This is a genomic window from Mycobacterium sp., assembly GCF_032159765.1.
In the GTDB taxonomy this organism is placed as follows: Bacteria; Actinomycetota; Actinomycetes; order Mycobacteriales; family Mycobacteriaceae; genus Mycobacterium.
On sequence record NZ_JAVHWM010000137.1, the window covers coordinates 1 to 12,089 of the forward strand.

Below are 12,089 nucleotides of genomic sequence, written 5' to 3' on the forward strand. Positions count from 1 at the left end.
CAGTTCCCGCACCCAGTCCCGACGCGCGTGCCGTCGTCACCGGAGCATCCCAGAACATCGGCGAAGCGCTGGCCACCGAACTGGCGGCCCGGGGCCACCATCTGATCATCACGGCGCGCCGCGACGATGTGCTCAACGCGCTGGCGACGCGGCTGACCGACCGCTACGGGGTCACGGTTGAGGTGCGCCCGGTCGACCTTGCCGACGCCGCTGAACGGGAGAAGCTGTGCGACGAACTGGCGTCGCGCAACATCTCGATCCTGTGCGCGAATGCCGGGACGGCGACGTTCGGGCCCGTTGCGCGTCTTGACCCGGCCGAAGAGAAGGCGCAGGTGGCGCTGAATGTCCTTGGCGTTCATGACCTTACGCTGGCCGTGCTGCCCGGGATGGTTGAGCGGGGTGCGGGCGGCATCCTGATTTCCGGCTCGGCCGCAGGCAATTCGCCGATCCCGAACAACGCCACCTATGCGGCGACGAAGGCATTCGTCAACACGTTCAGCGAATCACTGCGTGGTGAGCTGAAGAAGGCGGGCGTGCACGTCACGCTGTTGGCGCCGGGGCCGGTGCGGGAGTCGCTGCCCGAACAGTCGGAGCAGTCGCTGGTGGAGAAGCTGATCCCGGATTTCCTCTGGATCTCAACGGAATACACCGCGAAGCTGTCGCTGGACGGGCTCGAGCACAACAAGATGCGGGTGGTGCCCGGGGTGACCTCGAAGGCGATGTCGGTGGCCACCGGGTACGCGCCGCGCTCGATCGTGGCGCCGATCGTCGGCGCGGTGTACAAGAAGCTCGGCGGCGGCTAGCGCTTTTGCCGCGAAATAGCATTCCATGTAGTGATTCCGGCCAATTGACTACCGTGGCTTCTATCTCGCGACGGCCTAGCGGCGGCGGCGGCCCGTGCCGAAGACGCTTCGGGTGATCTCGCGGCCAGCGACGGTGCCCGCCGAGCGCATTGCGCTCTTGAACGCGGAGCTGCCGAACACCGACTCCCAGAAGCCCGGCACCGGTTTCGACGCCTTCTCCTTGGTCGGCGGAGGCTCGTACGGCGGCGGCATCGACGGATCCTGCTGCGGCGCACCGGCTTCGGGCGGCGGGGCCAGTTTGGCAGCCAGGATCTCGTATGCAGACTCGCGGTCGATCGTCCGACCGTACTTCGGATGCAGCGAACTGCATTCTGCGGCCGTCTTTATCGCGTCGTTGCCGATCGTGTCCATCAGCGAGCGTGGCGATCGCATCCGCGTCCACGCGACCGGCGTCGGCGCGCCCTTCTCGGACAGCACGGTGACGATGGCCTCACCGATGCCCAGCGACGTCAGCGCCGACTCGAGGTCGTAGACCTGGGTCTTCGGGTAGGTGCGGACGGTCTTGGACAGTGCCTTCTGGTCGTCGGGGGTGAACGCGCGCAGCGCGTGCTGGATCCGGGCGCCAAGTTGCGAGAGCACTTCGTTGGGCACGTCGGTGGGCAGCTGCGTGCAGAAAAACACGCCGACGCCCTTGGAGCGGATCAGTTTGACGGTCTGCTCGACTTGCTCGAGGAATGCCTTCGATGCGTCGGCGAAGAGCAGATGGGCCTCGTCGAAGAAGAAGACCAGCTTGGGCTTATCGACGTCGCCGACCTCCGGCAGAAAAGTGAACAGGTCCGCGAGCACCCACATGAGGAACGTCGAGAACATCACCGGCCGGGCGGCCTGAGCACCGACTTCGAGCAGCGTGATGACGCCGTGGCCCTTCGAGTCCGTGCGCATCAGGTCGTTGGGGTCCAGTTCCGGCTCCCCGAAGAACGTGTCGGCGCCCTCAGCCTCGAGGTTGACCAACGCGCGGAGGATCACCCCCGCGGTGGTTGCCGACACCGCGCCGAGTGCCTTGAGCTCGGGCTTGCCCTCGTCGCTGGTGAGGAAGGAGATCACCGCCCGAAGGTCTTTGATGTCAAGTAGCTGTAGGCCCTTCTGATCCGCCCAGTGGAAGATCAGCCCGAGCGTCGACTCCTGGGTTGCGTTGAGCCCCAGCACTTTCGACAACAGAATCGGACCAAAGCTGGAGATGGTGGCCCGCACCGGGACGCCGACCCCGCTGGTGCCCAGCGACAGGAACTCGACGGGGAAGCCGGTGGGCGTCCAGTCGTCACCGGTGTCCTTGGCCCTGGCCGCCGTCTTGTCGTTGGCGACGCCCGGGCGGCACAAGCCGGACAGGTCGCCCTTGATATCGGCCATCATCACCGGCACCCCGGCGGCGGACAACTGCTCGGCCATCACCTGCAGCGACTTGGTCTTGCCGGTGCCGGTTGCCCCGGCGACGAGGCCGTGCCGGTTGACGGTGGCCAACGGAATGCGGATGCGAGCGGTCGGGTCGACGGTGCCGTCGACGACCACTGTCCCCAGTTCGAGCGCCTGGCCGTCGAATGCATAGCCGGCGGCGATCTGCTGGGCGGGCGAGGTTGACGATTCTGTACTCATCGCTCCCAGAGCCTACTGTTGAGCGCCATGCGAGATGAACTCGTTTGGATCGACTGCGAGATGACCGGCCTTGACCTGGGCCGCGACCGGCTGATCGAGATCTCGGCGCTGGTCACCGACGGTGATTTGAACGTCCTCGGCGAGGGTGTCGACGTGGTGATCCACACCGACGAGGACGCGCTGTCCCAGATGGTGGATGTGGTCGCACAGATGCACACCCGCTCGGGCCTGATCAACGAGGTGCGGGCGTCGACCGTCGACGTGGCGCAGGCCGAGGCCATGGTGCTCGACTACATCCGCGCCCACGTTCCCCAAGCGAAAACCGCTCCGCTGGCGGGTAATTCGATCGCCACCGACCGCGGCTTCATCGCCCGCGACATGCCTGCGCTCGAGGACTACCTGCACTACCGCATGATCGACGTCAGCTCGATCAAGGAACTCTGCCGGCGGTGGTATCCGCGGATCTACTTCGGGCAGCCCGAGAAGGGACTTGCACACCGGGCGCTGGCCGACATCCACGAGTCGATACGAGAGCTGAAGTTTTACCGCCGCACCGCGTTCGTGGCGCCGCCGGGGCCGTCGACGGGTGAGATCGCGGCCATCGCCGCGGAGTTGGGCGGTGCGGCCTCGTTGACGGATAAGAATTCGGCTCCGGAGGCCACCAGCGGCTAGTATCGCCTTCGCCGCGCGCACTGCGTGTGCGGCGATGGTGGGTGTAGTTCAGCTGGTAGAACGCCAGGTTGTGGTCCTGGAGGTCGCGGGTTCGAGCCCCGTCACTCACCCCAACAGGTCAAACGCTGGCCGGACTTTCGCCGCGCGAGGGTCCTCAGCGAGCGTTGTCCTCGTCGGACGACTTCGCCTCTTCCCAATCCACCCACTCCGGCGGCGCCAGGCGCGGTACCGGTCCTTCCACGATCGACAAATACGGCGCCGCGTTGCCAATCGGTTCCGGCAACCCCTTGGCTCGAAGGCGACGGATGAAGACGACGACGACGATGCCAATCGCGATCGCCAGCCACCCAAGAAGGACGATGCCGACGATCGGATTCACGACGTTATCGTACGACGGATTCTCGCCCGCCCGAGTGGTTTTCGGCCTGGTAGGCGGATGTCCACCACACGCGTTCCCGCCCGATGACACCTTCCAAGAATTCTCCAAGGGGTCCACTGCAGGGTCACACCATGAAGCGAACCGTCCGGATAGCAACGGCTGTGCTGGTGTCAGGTGGTCTCGGTCTGGCAGCTCTGGGAGTCGGTGCGGGCACCGCCCAGGCGACGGGGCGCCCGTATTGCCCAAGCGATCCGCCCAACTGGGCACCGGGAGGCCCACCGAGTACGAGCTTCGTGCACTGGGACTGGAACGTCTGCCACAACTATCACTACGGACCTACCGGTGTCGTCGACGAGGACACGGGGTTCATCTGGTTGTACCCCACCGGGCCGATACCGCCCGCAGGTCCGCCCGCACCTCCGGGCCCCGCACCTGGCTGCCCGCCCATCAGCATTCCGTTCTTGGCCCCGGCACAGTGCGGCGGCCTCTGAGAGCGCCGCGTCAGAGGGCTAGGCCGGATTTCTCTCCTTGCGCTGCGCGCGCCGGGCGGCGAACACCTCGGCCCAGGACGTCACGTCGGGGTTATCCCTGAGTAGCGCCCGTCGCTGACGCTCGGTCATCCCGCCCCAGACCCCGAATTCCACCCGGTTGTCGAGCGCGTCGGCGAGACATTCGGCAATCACTGCGCAGTCCCTGCATATCGCGGCTGCCTTCTTCTGTGCCGCACCGCGGACGAAGAGGTCATCGGGATCGCGCGAAAGACATCGGGCCTTCGACACCCAGGCAAGGCGGGCTTCAGCGGCCGTCAGTATCGAGAACGTCATTCGCCGATCTTGGTGGCATCAGCCGAAGGGCGAATAGAGTAGCCGACTACTCAATTTCTCCGAATCGTTACGCCCGGACCCACCAGTAGGTGACCCACGCCCTGTACTCGGCGGCCCGTTCCTCCCGCGGAAATGGCTCCCGGCGGCCCGACCTAGATGTTGGCGTTACCGGCCTTCCACTGCTCCCACGGAATGTTCCAGTCGCCGAGCCCGTCGGTGCCCGGCAGAATCGCACCGAGCGTGTTTGCGATCTCGACGATGTCGCCGCGTTTCGTGTTGTTGTAGAACCAGATTGCGTTACTCGGACTGACGTTCAGACATCCGTGACTGGTGTTGGTGTTACCTTGCGCACCCACGGACCAGGGCGCCGAATGCACGAAGATCCCGCTGTAGGAGATCTGTGTCGCCCAGTCGACGTCGGTGCGATATCCGTTGGGAGAGTTGACCGGAACGCCGTAGGTCGATGAGTCCATCACGATGTGGGTGAATCGGTCTCCCACGATGTAGACACCGTTGTTGGTCGGCGTGCTGTTCTTGCCCATCGAGGTGGGCATCGTCTTGATCACTTCGCCGTTGCGGCGCACTGTGACCATCTTCGTGTTGTCGTCGACGGTGGCGATCACCTCGTCGCCTATGGAGAAGTGGGTCTTGACGTCCTCCTGACCGAACAGACCGTCACCCATGTCGACGCCGTAGATGTCGACAAGGACGTCTACCTGCGTCCCCGGCTTCCAGTAAGTCGCAGGGCGCCAACGCAATTCGTGATTGTTCAGCCAGTAGAACGCGCCCTCGACCGGGGGGTCCGTCTTGATCTTGACCGCTTGCTGCGCAGCCAGCCGATTCGGGATGTTTTCGTCGAACCGGATGGCCAGGGGCTGGCCGACACCCACGACCTCGCCGTCGTTCGGCAAGACGTACGCCGACGTCAGGTTCTGCGGCGAGTGCGTCTTGAACGTCATCTGCTGGCGCGTTACCCCGCTCAGGCCCAGTGCTTCCGCGGAGAGCGTGTATTGCTTGTTGAAGCCGAGCGGCTCGGTGGTCGACCAAGTGAGCCCGTCCGGGGAGAGTTGCCCATCGACCTGCTTGCCGTCGGCGCGGGACATGGTGACCGCGCCGAGCACGCCATCACCCGCCGTGACCGTCACGGGCTGATCGACGGCGACGCCGACGGCGCCGTCCGTGACGGAGGCCTGCAGTTTCGGAACCAGCAGATCGGCATACGGCGTGCCTTTGTTGGTGATCTGCTTCGGGGGCTGGGGCGCCGAGTCAGTGCCGCATGCGGAGGCACCGAAAAAGAGCGCAGGCATGAGCGATAGCGCCGCCAGCAGGGACACATACCGACGCGGACGGGTCACGGAACGGACCTGCCACATACCTCACTCCACCTCACTGCATAGCAAACTCGGACGGTTTCTGGCAGTAGTCTAAGGGCAATCCGACCACGCGGCGCGCCACCGCGCGCGTCGGGAGGACCCTAGAACGCCGGATTTTCGCCGAGGCACGCCAGCCTGTTATCCTGCCCTGTCGACGCGCCGTTAGCTCAGTTGGTAGAGCAGCTGACTCTTAATCAGCGGGTCCGGGGTTCGAAACCCTGACGGCGCACTCACAAATGTCGGATGGCATCGGCTCGGGCCACCGCCGTAACGTCGACGGCATCTGCTGCGAGATATGCAGGGGGATGTGAGCCGGAACTGATCGGTTATCGCCTGTAACGCGAGGGATGCGGGTTCGAGTCCCACCGGGCATACGCCTGTAGCTCAACTGGCAGAGCTCTTGAGCCCCGGTTGGTACAACACGCCCACATCCCCCAAGAAAAGCCGTCGACGGTACGGCGGTGTCCGCGCTACTGTGAGCGGCCCGACAATTTTTACAGCAAGCTTCGTCGGGGATGTGGGCCGGAGCTAGTCGGTTAACTCCTTCTAATCAATTTTTCCGGCTGGCGGTAACACGCTCACATCCCCGGTGTAACAACAACATTCGCGTGCGATGTGCGCCGGATGTGATCGGTTATCTGGCGTCTACAGGTTCGATCCCTGCGCCGGTCACAGCAACACGCCCACGTCGGCTAACGCGACAACCAAAAGGAACCCACCGTGGACTCACTCGGCTCGATCAACACGCGGCGCACGCCGCAGAGCGATCGTGCCGACGCGCGCCAAGAGCCCAACGCGGCCGGTGGTTTCACGTTCACGGTCGACGACCGTGCGCGGTTGCAGCGCTTCTTGACGCTGGGCACCGAAGGCGGCACGTATTACGCGCAGGCGCGAGAGCTGGCACGGGACAACGCTGATGTCGTATTCCGCGCCGCCGCAACCGATCCGATCGCATTGGTCCGCCAGATCGTCGAGGTGTCGACGGCAGGCCGCGCGCCGCGGCAGAATCCTGCCCTCTTCGCGTTGGCCATCGCCGCGTCCGCTGACGACGTAGACGGTCGCCGTGCCGCACTCGACGCACTGCCTCAGGTGGCGCGCACCGGCACCCACCTGTTCTTGTTCGCCCGCTACGTCGAGCAGTTTCGTGGGTGGGGCCCGACGCTGCGAAAGGCCGTGGCCCGCTGGTACACCGAGATGCCCGTGGACAAGCTGGCCTACCAGCTCGTCAAGTACCGTCAGCGCGAGGGCTGGAGCCACCACGACGTCCTCCGGCTGGCGAGCCCCAGCGGTGTCACCGCGCCGGACCGTCGGATGGCGCTGAACTGGGCGGTCCGCAAGGGCTTGGCAGATTACCCCGACCGCGACGCGGGTGCTGGACAGCCACCGCTGCCGACGGCAGACACCGTCCCCGAATCGCTGGCGATCATCGCCGACTTCGAGGACGCTCAGGCGGCCACGGCGGCGCAGGGCTGGCTCGACGTCATCGCGCGCGGCCACGGGTTGTCCTGGGAGATGCTGCCCGACGCAGCGCTCAACGAGCCGCAGGTGTGGCACGCGCTGATCGAACAGGGGCTGCCACAGACCGCGTTGATGCGGCAGCTGCCCCGGCTGACGCGGCTTGGTGTGCTCACTGGCGACACACTGCGCGCGGTTGCAGAGCAGCTGCAGGACTCGCAGCGGCTGATCCGGGCCCGCGTGCATCCGATCAATGTACTTGTCGCGCAGCGCACGTACGCCAGCGGCAAATCGGCTCGCGGGGAAGGCATCTGGAGCCCCATCCCGGCGATCAGCGACGCGCTGGACAGCGCTTTCTACAACGCCTACGGCGCGGTCGAGCCGGCGAACAAGCGGACGTTGCTTGCGCTGGACATCTCCGGCTCGATGGGATCGTCGGTATCCGGTTTGCTGCTGTCGTGCCGGGAGGCTTGCGCGGCACTCGCGATGGTGACGGCCGCCACCGAACCCGACCATCAGATCGTCGGCTTCACGGACGGCAAAGCCGGCGATTACAGGGGCGACTGGCGGGCCAACACTGTGCTCTCCCAGCTCGACATCAGCCCGCGTCGCCGGCTCGACGACACCTGCCGCTACACCGCGGGATTGCCGATGGGTGGCACCGACTGCGCCTTGCCAATGGTGTGGGCGCTGCAGAACCGGGTCGAGATCGACACGTTCGAGATCCTGACCGACAACGAGACCTGGTTCGGCTCAATTCATCCGCACCAGGCGTTGCGCGAGTACCGGGAGAAGATGGGAATCAACGCGCGGCTGGTCGTGGTGTCGATGACGGGCACGCGGAACTCGATCACCGATCCGAACGATCCGTTGACGCTGGATGTTTCAGGGTTCGACGCCACCGTTCCGCAGTTGATTGCCGACTTCTCGCGCGGCGATCTGTGACCGCCCAGGGTTGACCCCCGGCGTGCAGGCATTTGGCGCCGTTTTGCCTCATCAGGCAACGCATCCTGCCCGGATGTGCGGTGCGCTGCCCATTACCGGCGTGACACGCTTGAGTAGAGACCGAGCGGATGACGTCGGAGGTGCGCTGTGTCGAATGCCGCTGCAGCGCACGACGTTCCAGACAGCGACCGACGCAGTACAACCCGCGTCGCCAACCCGCCGGCCGCCGCTCGCCGCCCTGCCCCTGCCGCAGGGCCTGCGGCGTTGCTGCACCTGCAGCGCGCGGCAGGCAACCGTGCGGTCAGCGGCTTGATGGCCGCCCGCGCACAACCCGCCACTGACACTGGCGGCCCTGCGCCGGAATCCGTACCCGCGACCGTCGAACCGCTGCCGGGCGGGTCGGGCACCCGGCCGCTCCCGTCCGTCCCCTCCCTGGGTGCCGCGCCGCCGCCTCCCCCTGCCGGGGGTAGCGATCCGCTGCCGCCGTCGGTCGCGGCCACAGTCAGCGGTCTCGGGGCCAACCTGCTGCGAGCGGCGATGTCACCGAAAGCGCCCGCACCTTCCACCGCTGGTGCACCGCTGTCGAGCCTCGGCGGCGGCGAGCCACTCCCGGCCGAGATCCGTAGTCCGTTCGAGCGTTCCTACGGATATGACTTGTCCCCCTTGCGTGTTCACCGCGGCCCGGTCGCGCAGCGCGCCGCCGAAGCCGCCAACGCTGCGGCGTTCACACTGGGCGACCACATCGTCGTCGGGGGCGATCTCGACCTCAGCGGCCAAGCCGGGCGGCACATCCTGGGCCACGAAGTTGCGCACGCGGTGCAGGGGCGGCTCGGGCCGGGATCAGGCTTCTCGGGCCGGGTCAGCGATCCGTCCTGGGCCTCCGAACGCGAAGCCGAGCGCGCCGCGGCTGCCGCGGCATCCGGCCAGCCGTATCGCATCACCCAGGCCAGCGGTCCTGATCTCCACCGGATCGCCCCGTGGCTGATCCTGGCCGGGATCGGCCTGATCGCAGGCGCGATCATCTGGGCCGCATCGGACAGCCCCGAGGAGAACCAGAGGCGTCATCAGACCGGCGCTGAGAACCCCGCCGACGAAATATGGGCGCTGATCCCGATTTATGGATCGATGCAGCAGATCAAGGAAGCCGAGTCCTATTTCCAGCGTGTGCTCGGCGTCGGGTTCCTGATGCTGGACTGCGTCACCCTCGGTAGCGCAGGCATCGCCGGGCGCGCGCTGCTGAAGGCACCCGGCGCGCTGCTGCGCACGGTGGCCACGCGGCAGGGAGAAAAGCTGGTCATCCGCGAGGGCGGCGAGATCGCCACCGAGGCGATGCTGAAGGAGACCGGCGCGACCGTCAGTCGTGAAGGGGGCACGGTGCTGGCGTCGCAGGCCGCGGCCTCGACCGAGATGCTGGACGCACTCAAGCGAGGAAGCATGGTCGTCGCCACCGAAGGCGGCCTCAACCATGCGGTGATCTACGCGCGCAACGCCGCCGGCCAGGTGATCAAGGTGCACGGCGGCCCTCTGCGGGTGATCTTCGAGGAAGGCGGCAGGGAGATCTCGAAGAAGACGACGCAGAGCATGGCCAAGAAGGTGAACGCCTACCTGATCGTCGAGGCCGCCGAGGCTGCGGTCCCGATCGAGGAAGCGGTGTCGCAGGTATCCAAGGGCGGTCCTGCCGCACTGCGCTGGATCGGCGGCAACCCGACCAGCTGCGGCATCATGCAGGGCGCTCTGCTGGAGGCCAGCGGATTGTCGGCGGAAACGGCCGGCAAGCTGCTTCCCGCGGGCGGCGCGGCAGGCCGGATGCTGCCGATCACCATTCTCGACCAGATGCTCTCCTCGGGGCGGGGCTTGCGGATCGTCGAAGGCGGCATGTCGCGGATCATCGGCGGCACCCTGATCCAGGGCGGGGTGCTCGGGGTTGGCGGCGCGGTCGGTCCGACCGCGTCCACGGCGCTGCGATTCATCGTCAACGAGGCGACAAAGGACGAGCCGGGACCCGACGATTCCAGTGGGGCTGTGGCACCGTCGAAGGACTCGGCGAACTACCCCGACGCCCGCACCGCCGAATCCGACGGTGCGGCCATCGCGATCGTGAACAAGTACGGCCGCGTCCTGGTGGGTCCGGTGTCGACGGTGAGAGCAGGTCTGCCGGACACGGTGACGGGCTGGCTGGTCAGCAGTCCCGCGTTCCATCAGGCTGTCGGCAAATCGCTGATCCATTTGGGCATGGCCCCTGAAACGGCAAACGCCATCGTCGCCTGATACCGACGTCGTCGCCGGTCGCAGGCCGAGATCGCCCTCACACGACGCAGCGATTGCGGCCCTGGGGCAATTGCTCTAGGTTTGCTAGCAGAACGTCGGGAGGATCGGCCGCCGTGCCGGTACTCCCAGCGTAAGCAGCTGTAAGGGGCGGCTTGTGGCCGCTGGGGAATAGCGAACTAGGGTTACTACGTAATGTCAGCGGGTCGCTCCGAGGGGTTGGAGCCCAACCGCCCGAAGGATGTCGATGGCGTAGCTGAGCAATCAGCTGCGCCGACCCACCGCGAGCCTCACACGTTGTACACCTGCAGCCGACTGGGCCGCGTCGCCAATCCCCCTCGAGCCACGAGCTTCAGTGAGTGGTGGCGGCGGCGCACGGGCCGTCAGTAGCTCAGCGGTTCCGGATCCGGCGGATTACCAGGACGACGGTCAGCGTGCCCGCGCCGGCGAGTGCGAGTGCGACAGGCGGACGCTTGATGAACCCGACGACGGCTTGCTTGATATCAGCGACGATCCGTTGCGGATGCGCCCGCTCGGTCAGCGAGTCGACGGTGGCAGCCAGCTCGTCGCGGGCGCGGTCGATGTCGGCCTTGATGGCTTCGGGGTCACGCTGCGCCACAGTGTCCTCCCGTGTCCTTCGCGGACTCCGCGATTTGAAAGCTTGCTGCCCTGCCGCACTACCCTAGATCAGCCTGCCGTACACCAGCGTGCGGGGACTCGACGAAGGGAACGAGATGACGGCGACCGCACGGCTCGAGGTGGGCGACAAAGCCCCCGCGTTCACCCTGGAGGACGCCGACGGCAAGAAGGTGTCGCTGGCCGATTACCGCGGGCGAAAGCTCATCGTCTACTTCTACCCCGCGGCATCGACGCCGGGATGCACCAAAGAAGCCTGCGACTTCCGCGACAACCTGCATGACCTGAACAACGCGGGCCTCGACGTCGTTGGCATCTCCCCCGACAAGCCGGCCAAGCTCGCGAAGTTCCGCGACGCGGAGGGGCTGACGTTTCCGCTGCTGTCCGACCCCGACCGCAAGGTGCTCGAGAAGTGGGGCACCTACGGCGAGAAGAAGATGTACGGCAAGACGGTGCAGGGCGTGATCCGGTCGACGTTCGTGGTCGACGAGAACGGCAAGATCGCGCTGGCGCAGTACAACATCAGGGCCACCGGCCACGTCGATAAGCTGCGCCGCGACCTGTCGGTCTAGCAGAAGAGCGGGCTGCCGAGCTCATTCGACGCCGAAGTGGAATGAAATTGGACCGCAGTCCGTTTAGCATCTCCGAAGGCGTCGGACAGGCTGACACCTCGGCAAGGGAAGACGCGAATATGACTGCGACTGAGCGAATTACTGAACTTCTCTATCGAAACCTTCAGGAGGTCTTCGGGGAGGGCGATCCAGCCCGCCGGCACGCCGCCATCGAAGAGTTCTACACAGACGACTGCGCGCTCTACGTCCCCGACGGCGTCCTCGTTGGACACGACGCACTGGACAAATTCGCGGGGGAACTACGTGCGACTCATCCCAATTTTGTCTACACACCCCATGGAGAGCCGCAGGCTCTACACAACGCGGGAATACTGGCATGGGGCTCGGGCCCGAAAAGTGAGCCACCTGAGTACACCGGGCTCGACGTTGTCGTTGTTCGCCAGAGCAAGATCGCTGCACTGTACGTCTTCCTCAATCCGAAATTGTCATCCGCCGAGTACAACATCAGGGCCACC

The 12,089-nt window shown here is 65.9% G+C and carries 12 protein-coding genes and 2 tRNA genes; 9 read left to right on the top strand and 5 right to left on the bottom strand.

Translation table 11 applies throughout. The annotated features are described in order from the left end of the window. The coding region (gene cmrA / locus QOH60_RS16085; protein ID WP_526422089.1) for a mycolate reductase at window positions 1-803 on the top strand (803 nt) is incomplete at its 5' end. Between the two features lie 75 nt (window positions 804-878). Here the strand turns inward: cmrA and QOH60_RS16090 are convergent. Further along, a complete protein-coding gene (locus QOH60_RS16090) occupies window positions 879-2,453 on the bottom strand; it encodes a helicase HerA-like domain-containing protein (RefSeq protein WP_526422091.1) in 1,575 nt (524 codons plus the stop codon). 27 nt (window positions 2,454-2,480) lie between these two features. Here QOH60_RS16090 and orn point away from each other — a divergent pair, with 27 nt between their 5' ends. Continuing rightward, window positions 2,481-3,125: an oligoribonuclease gene (gene orn / locus QOH60_RS16095; RefSeq protein WP_526422093.1), complete on the top strand. Its 645-nt coding sequence runs from the start codon at window positions 2,481-2,483 to the stop codon at window positions 3,123-3,125. A gap of 37 nt (window positions 3,126-3,162) precedes the next feature. After that, a tRNA-His gene (locus tag QOH60_RS16100) sits at window positions 3,163-3,238 on the top strand. 41 nt (window positions 3,239-3,279) lie between these two features. On the opposite strand, the gene QOH60_RS16105 is transcribed toward QOH60_RS16100, so the two are convergent. Continuing rightward, window positions 3,280-3,504 carry a hypothetical protein gene (locus QOH60_RS16105; RefSeq protein ID WP_526422095.1) on the bottom strand — a complete coding sequence of 75 codons (225 nt, stop codon included), beginning with the start codon at window positions 3,502-3,504 and terminating at the stop codon, window positions 3,280-3,282. A gap of 131 nt (window positions 3,505-3,635) precedes the next feature. On the opposite strand from QOH60_RS16105, the gene QOH60_RS16110 reads away from it, so the two are divergent. After that, window positions 3,636-3,995 (top strand): hypothetical protein, encoded by a 360-nt coding sequence (locus QOH60_RS16110; RefSeq protein WP_526422097.1) that lies wholly within the window; start codon window positions 3,636-3,638, stop codon window positions 3,993-3,995. A gap of 18 nt (window positions 3,996-4,013) precedes the next feature. Here the strand turns inward: QOH60_RS16110 and QOH60_RS16115 are convergent, their stop codons facing one another. Then, window positions 4,014-4,328, bottom strand: coding sequence for a WhiB family transcriptional regulator (locus QOH60_RS16115; protein ID WP_526422099.1), 315 nt, complete (start codon window positions 4,326-4,328; stop codon window positions 4,014-4,016). Window positions 4,329-4,480: 152 nt separating this feature from the next. Continuing rightward, window positions 4,481-5,701 carry an Ig-like domain-containing protein gene (locus QOH60_RS16120; protein ID WP_526422101.1) on the bottom strand — a complete coding sequence of 407 codons (1,221 nt, stop codon included), beginning with the start codon at window positions 5,699-5,701 and terminating at the stop codon, window positions 4,481-4,483. A 156-nt stretch (window positions 5,702-5,857) separates the two neighbouring features. Between QOH60_RS16120 and QOH60_RS16125 the strand changes: the two genes are divergently transcribed. The 3 genes from QOH60_RS16125 (at window position 5,858) to QOH60_RS16135 (ending at window position 10,369) form a co-directional block, all read left to right on the top strand. Further along, window positions 5,858-5,930: transfer RNA gene (locus tag QOH60_RS16125), tRNA-Lys, on the top strand. 491 nt (window positions 5,931-6,421) lie between these two features. Continuing rightward, the gene (locus QOH60_RS16130; RefSeq protein ID WP_526422103.1) at window positions 6,422-8,101 is read left to right on the top strand and encodes a TROVE domain-containing protein; all 1,680 of its coding nucleotides are present in this window, start codon (window positions 6,422-6,424) and stop codon (window positions 8,099-8,101) included. A 147-nt stretch (window positions 8,102-8,248) separates the two neighbouring features. Next, a complete protein-coding gene (locus QOH60_RS16135) occupies window positions 8,249-10,369 on the top strand; it encodes an eCIS core domain-containing protein (RefSeq protein ID WP_526422105.1) in 2,121 nt (706 codons plus the stop codon). Window positions 10,370-10,757: 388 nt separating this feature from the next. Here the strand turns inward: QOH60_RS16135 and QOH60_RS16140 are convergent, their stop codons facing one another. Further along, on the bottom strand, window positions 10,758-10,985 hold the full coding sequence (locus tag QOH60_RS16140; RefSeq protein ID WP_526422107.1) for a DUF3618 domain-containing protein: 228 nt from the start codon (window positions 10,983-10,985) through the stop codon (window positions 10,758-10,760). A gap of 115 nt (window positions 10,986-11,100) precedes the next feature. Here QOH60_RS16140 and bcp point away from each other — a divergent pair, with 115 nt between their 5' ends. Continuing rightward, a complete protein-coding gene (gene bcp / locus QOH60_RS16145; protein WP_526422109.1) occupies window positions 11,101-11,574 on the top strand; it encodes a thioredoxin-dependent thiol peroxidase in 474 nt (157 codons plus the stop codon). Window positions 11,575-11,693: 119 nt separating this feature from the next. After that, window positions 11,694-12,089 (top strand): hypothetical protein (locus QOH60_RS16150; RefSeq protein WP_526422111.1); only part of this gene is annotated, 396 nt, incomplete at its 3' end.